This is a genomic window from Streptomyces sp. NBC_00057, assembly GCF_045041165.1.
Classification (GTDB): domain Bacteria; phylum Actinomycetota; class Actinomycetes; order Streptomycetales; family Streptomycetaceae; genus Streptomyces.
Genome location: NZ_CP108256.1, coordinates 9,019,278 through 9,032,823, shown reverse-complemented (window position 1 = coordinate 9,032,823; position 13,546 = coordinate 9,019,278). Strand labels below are relative to the sequence as shown.

Genomic DNA, 13,546 nt, shown 5'->3' with positions numbered 1-13,546 from the left:
CACGCAGATCGCGTCGGGGGTACGTCCCCGGCTCCGGGCGTACGTCCCGGCTCCGGGCCGGGGGGGTACGGGGGGCGGGGATACAGGGCACCGGAGGCCCCCAGGGGGCCGAGGAGCCGCCGTCGTGCGTGTGCCGGCTGCGGGTGGAGTGTCACCGGGTCGTCAGGGCACCCCCGTTGACGTGCAGCACCTGTCCGGTGATGTGCCGGGCGACCACAGACGCCAGAAAGCCGACCGCCTCCGCGATGTCGGCCGGTGTGCCGGGGCGGTGTGTGAGTGTGTCGGCGATCAGGCGTTCCCGTCGCTCGGCGGGAAGGCGGTCGCGGAAGAACTCCGTGTCGCCGGTGTAGCCGGGCGCGACCACGTTGGCGGTGATGTCACGAGGGCCGAGCTGCCGTGCGAGATCGAGGTTCCAGGCGGCCAGGCCCGCCTTGGACGCACCGTAGGAGCCCGCGCCCTGGTCCGCGGCGATGGAGCCGATGTGCACGACCGCGCCACCGGGTGCGAGACGGCTCTCCAGCGCCTTGGTGGTCAGGGCCGCGCTGACGAGGTTGGCGTCGAGGTTGGCGCGGAAGTCACGGGCGTACGCGGCGAGGTCGTCGACACCGTCCGCGTCGAAGTCGGTGTTGCCGCCCGCGTTGTTGACGAGTACGTCGATCCGCTCGGGCAGCTCCGTGAGCAGCGCGGTGAGCGCCTCCGGGCTGGTGTGGTCGCAGACCAGCCCGCGGCCGCCGATCGCGGCGGCCGTCTCCTTGAGCGGACCGGGTCGCCTGCCGGTGATGATCACGGACTCGCCGCGCTCGGCGAAGTGGCCGGCGAGGGCCCGGCCGATGCCCGTGGAACCGCCGGTGACCAGGATGTTGCGTGCCATGTACTGAGCTCCGTATTGTTGGTGTAGACCTAAATTTAGATCTAAACGTAACACCTGGGAGTGACACCGTGGCAAGAGAACCCCTGGTCCCGGCGTCGGACGGTCCGGCCGGCGGTTCCGGCTTTCCGTCCGCCGAGGACATCGCGGCCGCCTGGGAACGCGAGCGTCCCGGGACGCCCGTCTCCTCCATCGGGATCGTCACCCCGATCTGGCAGCTGGCCAAGCTCTTCGGTGACGACCGGCGCCGGGTCCTGGCCCACGCGGGCGTGGACACGGCCACGCTCGACCTGCTCAGCGTGCTGCGCCGCAGCGGTGACCCGTACACCCTGAGCACCCGCGAACTGGGGCACCGTTCCCTGGTCACCGCGGGCGCGGTCTCCCAGCGGGTGGCCCGTGCCGAGCACGAGGGGCTCGTCGTCCGGCAGCCCGCCCAGGGACGCCCGCGAACCGTGCTGGTCACCCTGACCCCGGCGGGCCACGCACTGGTCGAGGCCACCGTCGACCAGGTGCTCCACCGGGAGGCGGAACTGATCACCGCTCTGACGCCCGAGCAGCAGAGCCAGTTGAACGGGCTGCTGCGGGTGCTCCTCCAGGACGTGCAGCACCGGCTCGGCGACGAACGGGTCACACAGGTGGGCGAGCGGCCCTGAGGACCGTCCCGGCACCAGCGGGAGGCCCCGGCCGGGCGGTGGCGGTCAGCGCGGTCCGACCGTGGGCGCGGGCGGGGCCCAGCGCCGGGTGCGCGAGACGGCGGCGGAGACGCCGAAGTCCTTCTTCAGCTGCTCCGGAATGGCGTAGTGCATGACCCGGCCGCGGGTGAGGGAGGAGAGTTCGAGGACGGTCGTGAGTTGGCCCAGCCGGTCCAGGGCCCAGGCTCCGAGCGGGGACCGGTCCTCGATGGTCTCCAGGACACCGAGCAGCCGGGGCACGGCCTTGACCAGGGTGTCCCAGGCGGAACGCGGCACGTCCAGCCAGTCCGCGCAGGTGTCGCCGATGAGATGGCGGATCAGCGCCGGGACGACCGGGTCGAGGAGCGTCCCGGGGACCACTTCCTCGTAGAGGTCGATCAGCTGCCGGGTGAGGCGGGCGCCCTCCTCGCTGGGCCCCATGTGCCGGGTCATGTACAGGTCCAGGAACTGCCGGGCGGAGTCGAGGTCCTCGGGTACGTGGTCCTGGTCGACGCCCAGCATCGCGCCGACCACGCGCCAGGCGTAGAAGTACGCCTCGGCGCCGTCGACGCTCATGTGGATGCCCAGCCGGTGCAGGCTGTCCAGGACCAGCAGGGAGAAGAACATCTGACCGCCGATGATGTCCTCCTGGCAGATCGGGGTCCCCAGCGTCCCGACGTCCCAGCGGCCCTCCCTGCGCAGATGGTGGCGGATGGAGGCGTGGAGCAGACGGACCTTCTGCACGGCGGGGATGAAGCGGCTGCCCGCCTCGAACGCGTCGGGCCGCATCAGGTGGACGGTGAACTGCCCGGTCTCCGCCATCCGCTTGGAGGGGTACTCCAGCGAGTGCGTGGCCGACAGCAGCTTCGCCACATGCGGGACGACGTAGCAGGCGGGCATCGACGCGAAGGACAGCGCGGTGGAGATGTGCACGTTGTTGTCGATGAAGAACAGCCGCGCCTTCTCCATCTCGCCCCAGTCGACCCACGCGGGCGGCGCACCGGTCGCGTGCAGATACTCCAGCGCGACCTCGGGCAGCCCGTCGGGCAGCGGGCTCCCCGCGGTGGACACGTACCGCATGAGGGTGTTGAACTTCCCCACCTCCCCGCGCTCGAACAGCGTGGCCACGGTGGCGTCGGCGAGCTCGTCGCCCCCCTGTCGCAGTGCGTCCATCGACGACTCGGTGTAGATCATGCTCGGTTCCTCGGCTTCTTCCGGCCCGAGGCGCACGCACCCGGCACATCGCCGGAGCGCTGCCGGGCCGCGGTGCGGTGCGGCGCGGGGTTCTCAGTGGTGGCGGACGGTCGCGGACCGGGCCAGCGCGGTCAGGGCGCGTTCGGCGTGCTCGGGGATGTCCGTCCCGTCCAGGGCGCGGGTGGCTTCCTCGGCCCGCGCCCGGATCATCCGCTCGATCCGCTCGGGCGCCTTCAGGCGGCTCATCACCCCACGTACCGCCTCCAGCCCGTCCGGACCGATGTCCGCTCTGCCCAGCAGGCGGCGCAGCAGGTCGCGTTCCGGCTCACCCGCCAGCCGCCAGGTCTCCGCCAGCAGGGCGGTGGGCCGGTGGGCGCGCACATCGTCCAGGCTCGCCTTGCCGGTGCGGGCGGGGTCGCCGAACAGGCCGAGCAGATCGTCCCGCAGCTGGAACGCCTCGCCCAACGGCACCCCGTAGGCGGAAAGCCCCTCCCGCAGCCTGCCGCTCGCACCGGCCAGGGCGCCGCCGATGAGCAGCGGCTGTTCGACGGTGTACTTCGCGGTCTTGTACCGGATCACCTTCAGCGAGTCGCCGGTGTCCGGGGCGGCGCCGGTACGCAGGATCTCCAGGCACTCCCCGGCTATCAGGTCACGGGCGAGAGCCGCCCACAGCGGACGGGCGCGGGCGAGATAGGCCGCGGGCAGCCCGCTGGTGACGAACAGCTGCCCGGCCAGCGACATCAGCAGATCGCCCACCAGCATCGCCAGCGCCCGGCCCGCGCTCCTCGCGCGGGGCCGGGGCCCGAGAGCCGCGCGCAGGGCGAGGTGCGCGGTGGGTCTGCCGTGCCTGAGCGGACTGTCGTCGATGATGTCGTCGTGCACCACGGCGGCGGCGTGCACCAGCTCCATGGACGCCGCCGCCCGCACCAGCGCGTCGTTGTCCGGCTGACCGGCGGCCCGCCAGCCCCAGTAGCAGAACGCCGCCCGCAGCCGCTTGCCCTCGGCCACCGCCGCCTCCACCTGGTCCGCCACCGGGCGCAGATCGGCGTCGATGGCGAGGAGTTCGTCCGTCTCCCGCGCCACGAAACCGCTCAGCACCCCGTCGACGCGGCCCTTGAAGGCGTCCGCCCCGTACGGGTCAGACATCGTGGTCGGCCGCCCGGCGTGCCGCGGCGTGCCGGGCCAGCACCTCCAGGTACGCGGGCGGCACCGTCGTGTACCGGTCCAGCGTCAGCCGGCCCCGGGCCCGGAGGTCCGACTTCGCGTCGGCCGCGAGCTCGGACGTGTCCGACCGGCCGAGCAGCGACCGGAGCGTGCCCACGGTGGTGCCGAGTGTTTCCACCGCCAGGTCGGCCAGCCCCACCGCCATCAGAACCGTCCGCTCCCCCGGCCCTCCGCCGTGCTCCGCTCGGGTCATGTCCTCTCCCCCTGTAGCCGTTGCGCTCGGGCGGCACGGTCGTTGGCCGCCCTGTGCGAGGGTGCGGCTTCCCGGGCCCCGGTGGCCCGGGAACTCACGAACGGGTGACAGGACGGCAGGGGCGCGGGCGCCCTGCCACGTGTCCCCTCACGTCCCGTCACGTCCCGTCACGTGTCCCTCACGCATCCCCGTTGCATGTCCTGTCACGCGTCCCGTCACCTGCACGCCGTCGCGTGCGCCGGGGCTGGCAGGGGTGTTTGACTGACCCGCATGCCGACAACTCTTGGGGTTTCCACGCCCGATCAGGCCGCGTACATGCTGCGGTCCGCTGCCACCGATGCTGGCCGCGCCTACAAGCGGGAACTGCTCGATCTCCTCGCCATCCAGCCGGGCCAGACCGTCCTCGACGTGGGGTGCGGTCCGGGCACCGACCTTCAGGACCTCGCCGACCGGGTCGGTCCGGGCGGCACGGTGATCGGTGTCGACCGTGACCCGGCGATGCTCGGCCAGGCCCGGGGCCGCGTCGATTCACCGGCCGCGGTGGAATTCCGCGAAGGGGATGCGCATGCTCTGCCGGTCGACCCGGGGACGGTGGACCGGGCCAGGATCGACCGGGTCCTCATGCACGTCGACGATCCCGATGCCGTCCTCGCGCAGCTCCGTCTGGTCACCCGCCCCGGATGCCGGATCGGCCTGGTCGAGCCCGACTGGGACACCCTGGTCGTCGATGCGGAGGACATCACGACGAGCCGTGCCTTCACCCGCTACACCACATCGGAGGCGGTGCGGAACGCCACCGTCGGACGCGGCCTCGCCCGGCGGGCGGAGCGGGGTTCACCGTCGACGCCGTACGGACCACGGCCCCGGTGTTCCGCGACTTCCGGGATGCCGACCACATCCTGGGGCTGGGCCGCAACATGCAGCGCGCCATCGAGGCCGGTCACATCGACGAGACCCGTGGCCGCCGGTGGTTCGACTCCCTGTCCCAGGGGCCGTTCTTCGCCACCTTCACCCTCGTCACGGTCATCGGCTCCCGCTGACCACCGCTCAGCCCTCGCGCCAGGAACGCCGTCGGCCGTGCCGGAAACCGATCAGCCGGACCACACGTCCTGGAGGGGGCAGGAGCAAGCGGAGGGGATGCATGGTGCAGCGGGCGGACAGCGGTACGGCGTCGAGAGCGGGGGCGGCGTTCCGGTGGGCGGGCCGGGCCCGGGGCGGGGACGCGGAGGGGCGCCCGGGGAACCGGTCGGCCTGGGTACGGGGGCGGGTGCTCGCCGCGCTCGCGGTGCTGACGGCCGCGCTGCTGGTGTGCCACGGGGTCGTCGCCGACCTCGCGGGCGGTCCGGGCAGTCTGCTGGAAACGTTCCTCCCCTGGCTCGGGCTGGTGGCCGTGCTGCTGCTCGGCCTGGCCCTGCTGCGACGTTCGGCCGTCGCGCTAGTGGCCCTGCTGCTGCCGGTGACGGCCTGGACGTACCTCTTCGGCGGGCTGTTGCTGCCCGGGGACGGGCCCGGGGCGGACGAGCTGCTCGTGGTGCAGCACAACGTCAGCGACGAGAACACCGACCCGGCGGCCACGGCCCGCGCGCTGGCGGACGCCGAGCCGGATCTCATCGCACTGGAGGAGCTGGTGCCTCCGGCGCTGACGGTCTACGAGAAGACCCTCGCTCCCGACTACCCGTACCACGCGGTCCGGGGCACCGTCGGGCTCTGGTCGAAGCATCCGATGTCCAGCACCCGGCTGTTGGACATCAGACCCCGGGGAATCGCGGAGGGCTGGAGCCGCGGCCTGCGGACCGTCGTCCACACACCGCGCGGCGAGGTCGCGGCGTACGTCGCGCACCTGCCCTCGGTCCGGATCGGAGCGAGCGGCCTCGCGTCCGCCCGTCGTGACGAGAGTGCCGGGCTGCTGGGCGAGGCCGTCGCCGCCGAGAAGGTACGCCGGGTAATCCTGCTGGGCGACCTCAACAGCACGGTCGACGACCATGGGCTGGCCCCGCTGACCTCGCGGATGAACACGGCGCGACGCGGCTTCGCCCTCAGCTTCCCCGCCGCCTTCCCGGTGACCCGGATCGACCAGGTCATGGCCCGTTCGGCGACCGTCGGCCACATCCGTACGCTGCCCGCCACCGGCAGCGACCACCTGCCCGTCGCCGCCCGGATCACACTGGACTGAGGCGGGTACGGTTCCCGCCTCCGCCGCCACGGTACGAAACCGGCTGGCCCGCCTGTCCGGCCGGCTGCCAGACTCGCTCCATGCGGGTGATCATCGAAGACATGGCGGCGCGGCTGGCCGAAGTACCGGGAGTCGTGGGCGTACTGCTCGGCGGCAGCCGGGCGCGTGGGGAGCACCGGCCGGACTCGGACTGGGACCTCGGCGTCTACTACCGGGCCGGACTCGACCTGGACGCGCTGCGCGCGCTGGCCGGACCGGACGTCGAGGTGGCCGGGCCCCATGGCTGGGGGCCGTGGGTGAACGGCGGTGCGTGGCTACAGGCCGACGGTGTCGCGGTGGACTGGATCCTGCGGGACCTGGACCGGGTCGAGCGGGTGTGGGAGGACTGCCGCGAGGGCCGGTACGAGGTCGGTGTGCAGGCCGGGCATCCGCTCGGGTTCTGGTCGCCCTGCTATGCGGGCGAGGTGGCACTCGGACAGGTACTGGCCGATCCCTCGGGCGAGCTGACGGACCTCCGGCTGCGGGCGGCGGCGTATCCGGAGCCGCTGCGGGAGGCGTTGACGGCGGGAGCCTGGGAGGCGGAGTTCCTGGTCGCCGCCGCGGGGAAGGGCGCGGCCCGGGAGGACACGCTGTACGTCTCGCTGTGCCTGTCGCGGGCCGTCGGCGTGCTGGTGCAGGCGCTGTTCGCCGGGGACCGGCGCTGGTGCCTCAACGAGAAGGGGGCGCTGGCCGTCGCCGAGTCGCTCCCGGGCGCCCCGGCGGACTTCGGCCCCCGGGTCCGTGAACTGCTCGGAGCGCCGGGCGTGAGCGCCGGGGCGCTGACGGCGACGGTGGACCGGGCGCGGGCGCTGGTCGAGGAGACCCTCGCGGCGCTGCGGGACTCCGCCTGATGACGGCCCGGCCGGGGAACACCCCCGGGCCGGGCCGTCATCCGCGGTGGCCGTACGTCCGCGTGGCTCGGGGCTCAGGCGCCGAGGGCCTCGGCAGCCATGGCCGTACCCTGGATCCGTGCGGCGATCTTCGCGAACGCCAGGTCGCGTGAGGTGGAGGCGTCGTCCGCGAACGGGGAGAAGCCGCAGTCGTCACAGGTGCCCAGCTGTTCCACCGGAATGTGACGGGCGGCCTGCAACACCCGGTCGCGTACCTCTTCCGGTGACTCCACGGCCGGTGAGTTCGGGTCGGTCACACCGATGAACACCCGTGCCCCCGGCGGGAGATGGTCCGCGACGATGCTCAGCACCCGGTCCGGGTCCGCCTCGCTCGCGAGCTGGAGGTAGAAGTTGCCCGCCCTGAGCTGGTCCGAGGAACAAGACGCCGAAGAAGCGATGGTCCGGCCCTTGGCTCTGTCTATGACGAAGAGAGGCTCGCCATGCACTCGGAACCCAGACGGCCGCGAACCACAGCTCTGCGTGCTGGCGTGCCAGCACGCCATAGGGGAGCTGTCGGTGGGTTACAGGCCGCGGGCCTCGACCGCATCGTCCACGCCTCCTACACCGAAGGACTCGGCCCCCTCGACCTCGCCGCCCGCGCCGAAGTCGCCCTCCAACTCGTAGATGGCGAAACCGGCCTGGCCACCGTAGACCTGCTTGAGCCGCCTCGCTGAGCAAGCTGGCGCGGCCACTTCCTCGCCCATCGGAGTCATGGCCGGGTGTGGTCTTGCTCTAACGCCTCACCGCGGGCTCGTGAACCCTGGCCGCGTGGAGCAGAGGCCCCAGCAGCTCTTCCCGAGGACCGGCCAGAAGCATCACCACGCACCGACGCCTCTCACCATTTCTCGGCGAGTCCGTCGAGGGGGTCTTCGACGTGCGCCCGGTTGATGCGGTCCGCGGACGCGATGGCGTCGGTGATCCAGGCGCGGGCGCGCAGGGTGCTGCCGAGATGGGTGGCGAGGGCCGCGGTGATGTCCTTGAGCCGGGCGTCGCGATTGAAGACGTCGAGGACAAACTCGGCGAGCGGTTCGAAGTCGCCGTCCTGGGCCTCCTGGACGGCGGAGGACATGGTCGAACGTATGCGGTAGATGCCTGCGGCTTCCTTGAGTCCGCGCCAGAACCGGGCGTCATCATGGCCGGGAAGGCCGTTGAGGAGGGCGGCGAGCTGCTGCTCGTCGTCAGTCACGGTCGACTCCTTCACATAGACGTCCCGCCAGTATCGAAGCTGGTGGGCAGGGAGTACAGGGGCAGGCCAGGCAGTTGTAATTCAGGGGCTGACCTGGCAGTGCGGGCATCCAAACCGGGGCCGAAATCGGCCGCCAAGCAACGGGCCTGCCACGTTGTGCGCGGGGCAAGCACCCAGCGTGTGAGCGGGAACCGGACCCGACCGGAACCGATGGCCGTCTCCCCCACCGGACCAGGTCCATCTGCAGAAGCCGGCCCGGGAATACCCGGCCCGCTTGGTGTCGTATCCGCCACGCTCGTGAGTCTGCTGACGCGCCCCGCACCCACCGGCGCACCCAGCGCCGGCCAATGCGGGCGGGGTCGACCGGCTCGCGGGGCGCGGCAACGCGAGGGGCGAGCTGTCGGACGCAGAGTAGAGGTCAGTGAGGCGCGGAAATGTTGTCTGTGGGGGACTTGGTGGGCCGAACTACGTGGGGAGGGCCCGGATAGCCTGACGACGAATCCAGGTGTGCATCTGGATCAATCTCCTGACGGCCTTCCCATCTGGCCTTTTACTCGATCGGAAGAACGACATGAACCTCACCGACCGCCGTGTGGTCATAACCGGGGCCGGACGCGACTTCGGCCGGGCCCTCGCCCATCACTTCGCCGGTCTCGGAGCCGAGGTCTTCCTCGCCGCACGCACGCTGGAAGCTGCCGATCGCACCCGCGTCGAGATCCTCAACCGCGGCCATGACCGGGTGCACGCTTTCGCGTGTGACCTGTCCGACCCTGCCTCGATCCGCGAGTTCGCCAAAGCGGTCGGCCAGCACACCGATGTCATCGACGTTCTCGTCAACAACGGGGCGCGGTGGCTGGAAGGCCCAGATCTCTTGTCGGCCTCCGACGAGGACATAGCCGACACCGTCGCTTCGGGCGGCACCGGCACCATCCTGGTGACGAAGAACCTCCTGCCGCTGCTGCTGGCCTCCGAGTGCCCCGACGTGGTCACGATGGTCTCCGTCTGCGGGGTGCCCGGCATCCAACACCCCCGCGCGCATGAGGCGTACTACGCCACCAAGCACGCCCAGCGGGGCTTCACCGAAGCCCTCTCGCACCGGCTACGCCCGAGGGGCGTACGCGTGATCTCCCTGTTCCCGCCGGACTTCGACAGCAGCCGCGACCCTCTGTCGCCACAGTGGGACGAGACGCCGCGTGGCCCTCAGGACCCCCTCGCCGCGCAGTCCCTGCTCGACTGCATCACCTTCGCGATCCGGCAGCCCCGGGACTGCTACATCAACGCGTTCCACTTCGAGTCCATGAGCTCCACGGGCGACGAGCACTCCGACTGAGAGGCCCCGTCGCCTTCTCTCCCACATGGCCGCCCTGCCGCTGCCCTCCTCCGACGCCCAGCTGCTTGCCGCGGTCATCGCCATCCGGGCCGCGCGGGGCGGCACGGGCAAGGTCACGGCCGCCGATCTGCGATCGCTTCGGCTGGACGATGCGGACCGCGCCGTCGCCGAACTGCGCGGCCTGGGCTGGCAGGTTCGGCGATTCTCGACACGGCTCTGGCCCGTGCGGATGCGGCGGCCCACCTGCGGTTCGAGACGTTCCTGTCCGAGGCCGGGCGGCCCGGGTCCGCGGCCGACGGGCGGCGGGTGACGCCAGCGGGGCCGCTGGCCTGGGAGTACGAATCGTGGACTGATGACCTTGACCGGGCCGTGGTCGCTCTCTCTCGGCAGGACTTCACCTTCGCCGAGAGCCTCATCGGCCGGTGGACCAGCCGTTTCACCCCGCTCACGCTGGATGACCGGGGCCTGTATCTCTTCGCTCGCTCGACCGCTCTCCTCGGCGATCTCCAGCGTGACCAGGGCAGCGTGATCGGGCCTATGTCCGCGCAGCACTCCTACGTCACCGCTAGGTCGCTGTTCGTCCAGCTCGACATCCCCCGCCGGATCGCGCAGCTCGACCTGTCCCTGGCCGTGGTTTGCACGGCCCCCCTGTAGGGGCACAGAGAGCGAAAGACGGTGCCCGCCCGGCGGACACGACGTCGCCGCCGGCGCCCGCCCGGCAGGATGGGCCGTGAAGTTCCGGTGAACTCTCCCGCCCCGCATGCCTCCTCCCGCTTCTTGTCGCCGCATCCTCGGTCCGATCTACCGGAATCGATCGATCTTGTACGTGCGCAGCTATGACGCGATTGGGCCCGTAAGGGGAGGGGATGAGTCAGCGTGACGCGAAGTACTCGATCACGGCGCGATTGATGAGCCATGCCCCTGGTTGGATCGTTCGTGCTCCGGACTCAGCGCCGCTTCCGCGGGCGCGGCGGTGCTAATGTCTCGCGGTATGTGCAGCAGGAATCAATCTTGGTGGCCCGCCTTCGTGTGGGCTTGACTCCTCCTGCCACTTCGCAGCTGGCCAGTCGCCCCGCAAGGCGGCCGGCCACGCTGACCGGGTGACCTTGCGGGCTCCGACGTTCATTCCGCAAGGGAGCACATGATGATCAGGCTGTCGGGGATCACCCCGTCGGGCGAGGCCCATCTGGGCAACTACCTGGGTGCGGTACGACGCTGGGCCCGGGAGCCGGGTCCGGACGACCTCTACTTCGTCAGCAATCTGCACGCCATGACGACCCCCCACGAGCCGGAGCGCCTACGGAGTTTGACACAGCATCAACTCGCGTTCCTGGTCGCCTCCGGCGTCCCCTGGGAGAGCATGTTCGTCCAGTCCGACCTGGTCCGGGAGCACATGGCGCTGTCCTGGCTGCTGGAGTGCACCTGCACCTTCGGGGAGGCCCGGCGCATGGTGCAGTTCAAGGAGAAGTCCGAGGGCAACAGCTCGGTGCGGCTTGGGCTGCTCACCTATCCGGTGCTGATGGCGGCGGACATCCTGCTGCACGGGACGGCGACGGTCCCGGTCGGCAATGACCAGAAGCAGCACGTGGAGCTCGCCCGCACCCTGGCACGGCGGTTCAACACCACGTACGGAGAGGTCTTCGTGATGCCCGAGGCAGTGGTTCCGACGGCTGGCGCCCGGGTTCGCGACCTGGCCAACCCCGCGAAGAAGATGTCGAAGTCGTCGTCGGACCAGGACGGCATCGTCTACGTCCTGGACGACCCGGCCGTTGTGCGCCGCAAGTTCCAGCGGGCGGTGACGGACGGCCTCAACTCTGTGCGGTACGTGCCGCAGGAGCAGCCCGGGGTCGCCAACCTGCTGGAGATCCTGGCGTCCTGTACCGACACGACTCCTGAGGCGGCCGCCGAGGGCATCACGGGGTACCGCGACCTCAAGGAGGCGGTCGCCGAGGCGGTCGCCGCGGAGGCCGCCCCGGTCCGGGAGCGGATGCTGGACCTCCTCGAAGGCGGCGCCGAGCTCCAGAAGATCCGTGCGGCCGGAGCCGAGCGCGCCCGCGAGCGGTCCGCGGCACGCCTCAACCGCGCGCTGGAGCTCGCGGGCGTGGGCTGACCGTCCTGGAGTGGTGGCGATCGCGAGGGGCGGCCGGTGTCTTCCTGGCCGAAGATACCTGGCAAATCCGAAGGCCACTTTGTTCTTCGTGGCCAGCCTGCCGCAGTTCACCCCCGATGACAGGCCGGGTACCGCTGTTCCCGTGGCGTGCTTGCTTGCATCGCCGTGGTCTTCAGCCTGACGGGGCTGGGGCTGACCGCCGTGGCAGCCAACCGCCTTCGACGTGTCCTCAAGTCCCCGCGCATGCGTCGCGCCCAGGATGCCGCCTTGGGCGCGACGCTGGTGGCGCTCGGCGTCCGGGTGGCCGTCGAGTAGACCAGCGGCATGGTCGAAGAAGCCGGGATCCTCATCCGACGAGCTTCCGACCTGCTTCTCGGTCTCCCCGCGGCGAACCGCGCGATCGATACGACGCACCGTCACCAGGCGCTTCTGTACGGCCAAGGCCAATCCAGCCGCTGCAAGGCCGACTCAGCTGCTGGAACTCGGGCTCTGGCTCAAGTTCTGTTTGCGCCGTGAGGCGCTGTTGGTTCGAGTGGAGGTGGAAGGCCGTGCGCCACGAGGCGCTGGTGCGCCGTGAGGCGCGGTGAATCGAGGGAGGTGCAAGACCTCCTCGCCGGGTTGTCGCAGCAGCCTGGGGGGAGCTGAGCGCAGTCCGACCCGGGAGACGCCGGGGAGGGCGGGAAGCAGCGCTGACAAAGCCGGGACTGCTCGGAACTACCAGACGGGCCGGGTCCGGCAAGCGAGATCAGAGGGCATACGAGAGGAATCAGTGGTAAAGCTCCGTAAGCGTGGCACCGGCTCAAATCTGGTGGATATGGGCCGGGTTGCAGTGCACAGTCCGTTCGCTGAACGGACTGACTCCGTAGCCGACTTGGCGTGTCGGTGGGGAGGCCACGGCGAAAGTCTGCGGCGTATCCGTGGCGATGCTGCCGGGGCAAAGCTGGATGCCGGACTGATCGATCGATTCACCGTGAACACGGGAACCGTCCCGCGTCGCTCCCAAGGCCCGGAATCCATCCGGGCCGATGGGATAGATGCGTCGTCTGTCGAAGGCGCGGGATGGGGCGGAGGCCCCGTAGTAGTCCGAGCGGACGAGAGGTCCGCACATGGCGAAGGGGGCCAGCAAGTCGGCAGTAAGGATGCTGGAATGCCGGGAGGTCGTTGGTGAATACCGACGAACTGGAATACGCCTTGCTCAAGGCGGAACGCCGGGTACTGGAAATCCAGACCAAGCTGAACCGTTGGGCCAGTGATGACCCTCATCGCAGGTTCGATGATCTGTACAACCTCGCCGCGGATCCGGGCTTCCTGCTGGTGGCCTGGGACCGGGTGCGGAACAACAAGGGCGCGCGCACGGCGGGAGTGGACGGCGAGACCGCCTACTACATTGAGTCCGTGCGCGGGCTGGAAGGGTTCCTTGCGGAACTGCGGGAAGATCTCAAAGCCCGCACCTTCCGACCCCTACCGGCTCGGCGACGCGCGATTCCCAAAGCTGGCGGCAAGGTCCGCTATCTGGGAATCGCGACCATCCGAGACCGGGTTGCTCAGCCTGGATCCACCGGCTTGATGTCTGTGGACAGTTTCTCGGGGAACGAAGAAGTGCCTTGTGACCTGCGATGATGGGGTTTCTCTAGGACCACATCAGGCACGATCAGCAAGGCACTTCCG

At 70.5% G+C, this 13,546-nt stretch carries 14 protein-coding genes and 3 pseudogenes; 10 read left to right on the top strand and 7 right to left on the bottom strand.

Annotated features, from left to right (window positions below):
• Nucleotides 1-151 precede the first annotated feature (151 nt).
• Nucleotides 152-871: an SDR family NAD(P)-dependent oxidoreductase gene (locus OG953_RS42835; protein WP_405691477.1), complete on the bottom strand. Its 720-nt coding sequence runs from the start codon at nucleotides 869-871 to the stop codon at nucleotides 152-154.
• 68 nt (nucleotides 872-939) lie between these two features.
• Between OG953_RS42835 and OG953_RS42830 the strand changes: the two genes are divergently transcribed.
• Entirely contained in the window at nucleotides 940-1,521 is a 582-nt protein-coding gene (locus OG953_RS42830; RefSeq protein ID WP_405691475.1) for a MarR family winged helix-turn-helix transcriptional regulator, read from the top strand.
• A 45-nt stretch (nucleotides 1,522-1,566) separates the two neighbouring features.
• Here the strand turns inward: OG953_RS42830 and OG953_RS42825 are convergent, their stop codons facing one another.
• The 3 genes from OG953_RS42825 to OG953_RS42815 form a co-directional block, all read right to left on the bottom strand.
• Nucleotides 1,567-2,733, bottom strand: coding sequence for an oxygenase MpaB family protein (locus OG953_RS42825; RefSeq protein WP_405691473.1), 1,167 nt, complete (start codon nucleotides 2,731-2,733; stop codon nucleotides 1,567-1,569).
• Between the two features lie 93 nt (nucleotides 2,734-2,826).
• Nucleotides 2,827-3,879, bottom strand: coding sequence for a polyprenyl synthetase family protein (locus tag OG953_RS42820; RefSeq protein ID WP_405691472.1), 1,053 nt, complete (start codon nucleotides 3,877-3,879; stop codon nucleotides 2,827-2,829).
• Nucleotides 3,872-4,150 carry a polyprenyl synthetase gene (locus OG953_RS42815; protein ID WP_405691470.1) on the bottom strand — a complete coding sequence of 93 codons (279 nt, stop codon included), beginning with the start codon at nucleotides 4,148-4,150 and terminating at the stop codon, nucleotides 3,872-3,874. The genes OG953_RS42820 and OG953_RS42815 overlap by 8 nt, the downstream gene beginning before the upstream one ends.
• A gap of 270 nt (nucleotides 4,151-4,420) precedes the next feature.
• Between OG953_RS42815 and OG953_RS42810 the strand changes: the two are divergent.
• From OG953_RS42810 to OG953_RS42795, 4 genes and pseudogenes are all read left to right on the top strand, one after another.
• Nucleotides 4,421-4,798 (top strand): annotated as a pseudogene (locus OG953_RS42810) (methyltransferase domain-containing protein); the annotation flags it as partial.
• Between the two features lie 218 nt (nucleotides 4,799-5,016).
• Entirely contained in the window at nucleotides 5,017-5,190 is a 174-nt protein-coding gene (locus tag OG953_RS42805) for a hypothetical protein (RefSeq protein WP_405691468.1), read from the top strand.
• Nucleotides 5,191-5,291: 101 nt separating this feature from the next.
• Entirely contained in the window at nucleotides 5,292-6,323 is a 1,032-nt protein-coding gene (locus tag OG953_RS42800) for an endonuclease/exonuclease/phosphatase family protein (RefSeq protein ID WP_405691467.1), read from the top strand.
• An 80-nt stretch (nucleotides 6,324-6,403) separates the two neighbouring features.
• Nucleotides 6,404-7,213, top strand: coding sequence for a nucleotidyltransferase domain-containing protein (locus OG953_RS42795; protein WP_405691466.1), 810 nt, complete (start codon nucleotides 6,404-6,406; stop codon nucleotides 7,211-7,213).
• Between the two features lie 74 nt (nucleotides 7,214-7,287).
• Here the strand turns inward: OG953_RS42795 and OG953_RS42790 are convergent.
• The 3 genes and pseudogenes from OG953_RS42790 to OG953_RS42780 all read right to left on the bottom strand — a co-directional run.
• Nucleotides 7,288-7,620 (bottom strand): annotated as a pseudogene (locus OG953_RS42790) (5-methyltetrahydropteroyltriglutamate--homocysteine methyltransferase); the annotation flags it as partial.
• Nucleotides 7,621-7,773: 153 nt separating this feature from the next.
• On the bottom strand, nucleotides 7,774-7,956 hold the full coding sequence (locus OG953_RS42785) for a hypothetical protein (protein ID WP_405691464.1): 183 nt from the start codon (nucleotides 7,954-7,956) through the stop codon (nucleotides 7,774-7,776).
• Between the two features lie 131 nt (nucleotides 7,957-8,087).
• A complete protein-coding gene (locus tag OG953_RS42780; protein WP_405691462.1) occupies nucleotides 8,088-8,438 on the bottom strand; it encodes a hypothetical protein in 351 nt (116 codons plus the stop codon).
• Between the two features lie 571 nt (nucleotides 8,439-9,009).
• On the opposite strand from OG953_RS42780, the gene OG953_RS42775 reads away from it, so the two are divergent.
• The 5 genes and pseudogenes from OG953_RS42775 (at nucleotide 9,010) to OG953_RS42755 (ending at nucleotide 13,498) form a co-directional block, all read left to right on the top strand.
• Nucleotides 9,010-9,768 (top strand): SDR family oxidoreductase, encoded by a 759-nt coding sequence (locus OG953_RS42775; protein WP_405691460.1) that lies wholly within the window; start codon nucleotides 9,010-9,012, stop codon nucleotides 9,766-9,768.
• Between the two features lie 132 nt (nucleotides 9,769-9,900).
• Nucleotides 9,901-10,404, top strand: a pseudogene (locus OG953_RS42770) (hypothetical protein); the annotation flags it as partial.
• 505 nt (nucleotides 10,405-10,909) lie between these two features.
• Nucleotides 10,910-11,878: a tryptophan--tRNA ligase gene (gene trpS, locus OG953_RS42765; RefSeq protein WP_405691458.1), complete on the top strand. Its 969-nt coding sequence runs from the start codon at nucleotides 10,910-10,912 to the stop codon at nucleotides 11,876-11,878.
• 147 nt (nucleotides 11,879-12,025) lie between these two features.
• On the top strand, nucleotides 12,026-12,193 hold the full coding sequence (locus OG953_RS42760; RefSeq protein WP_405691456.1) for a hypothetical protein: 168 nt from the start codon (nucleotides 12,026-12,028) through the stop codon (nucleotides 12,191-12,193).
• 849 nt (nucleotides 12,194-13,042) lie between these two features.
• A complete protein-coding gene (locus OG953_RS42755) occupies nucleotides 13,043-13,498 on the top strand; it encodes a hypothetical protein (protein ID WP_405691454.1) in 456 nt (151 codons plus the stop codon).
• The last annotated feature ends 48 nt before the right edge of the window (nucleotides 13,499-13,546 follow it).

Excerpts from the sequence above, each read along its gene's own strand:
- OG953_RS42835 (WP_405691477.1), bottom strand. The coding sequence starts at position 871 with ATGGCACGCAACATCCTGGTCACCGGCGGTTCCACGGGCATCGGCCGG.
- OG953_RS42825 (WP_405691473.1), bottom strand. The coding sequence starts at position 2,733 with ATGATCTACACCGAGTCGTCGATGGACGCACTGCGACAGGGGGGCGAC.
- OG953_RS42820 (WP_405691472.1), bottom strand. The coding sequence starts at position 3,879 with ATGTCTGACCCGTACGGGGCGGACGCCTTCAAGGGCCGCGTCGACGGG.
- OG953_RS42815 (WP_405691470.1), bottom strand. The coding sequence starts at position 4,150 with ATGACCCGAGCGGAGCACGGCGGAGGGCCGGGGGAGCGGACGGTTCTG.
- OG953_RS42800 (WP_405691467.1), top strand. The coding sequence starts at position 5,292 with ATGGTGCAGCGGGCGGACAGCGGTACGGCGTCGAGAGCGGGGGCGGCG.
- OG953_RS42795 (WP_405691466.1), top strand. The coding sequence starts at position 6,404 with ATGCGGGTGATCATCGAAGACATGGCGGCGCGGCTGGCCGAAGTACCG.
- OG953_RS42785 (WP_405691464.1), bottom strand. The coding sequence starts at position 7,956 with ATGGGCGAGGAAGTGGCCGCGCCAGCTTGCTCAGCGAGGCGGCTCAAG.
- OG953_RS42775 (WP_405691460.1), top strand. The coding sequence starts at position 9,010 with ATGAACCTCACCGACCGCCGTGTGGTCATAACCGGGGCCGGACGCGAC.
- trpS (WP_405691458.1), top strand. The coding sequence starts at position 10,910 with ATGATGATCAGGCTGTCGGGGATCACCCCGTCGGGCGAGGCCCATCTG.